The following is a 422-nucleotide window of genomic DNA, read 5'->3' as shown; positions in this document are numbered from 1 at the left end:
AACCTGAGCTTCGGATAAGAAATTACTAATTTAAAGGAACTAAATGCTCGTTCCATGATCCGATCATTCGACCAAGAGTGATTAGAACAAAAAGGAACGAGCATGAACAAGTTAGTTGAAACGTACTGTGATGTCGATGATTTTTCAAAGTTATTTTTCCCAAGCTGGCAGCGTATATTGCTCGAAAATGGTGAAATTAAACGTCGAAGAGCATGCCGCTTATCTCCGTCAGAGGTGATGACTATTATCATCCATTTTCACCAGTCACATTACAGAGATTTCAAAAACTACTACCTTCACTATGTTTGCCGTCAACTTAAAGCCTATTTTCCAGAGTTGCTGAGTTACACAAGGTTTCTCGCGCTTATGCCTAGTGTGGTGGTTCCGATGTGCAGTTACCTCACATCAAAACTTGGCAAGCC

The 422-nt window shown here is 40.5% G+C and carries 1 pseudogene; it reads left to right on the top strand.

The annotated features are described in order from the left end of the window. Positions 1–102: 102 nt before the first annotated feature. A pseudogene (locus AAEY57_RS19455) lies at positions 103–422 on the top strand (IS982 family transposase); the annotation flags it as partial.

It is taken from the genome of Pseudoalteromonas sp. MER144-MNA-CIBAN-0113 (assembly GCF_040308965.1).
Classification (GTDB): Bacteria; Pseudomonadota; Gammaproteobacteria; order Enterobacterales; family Alteromonadaceae; genus Pseudoalteromonas; species Pseudoalteromonas tetraodonis.
This window is presented reverse-complemented; position numbering and strand designations above follow the sequence as displayed.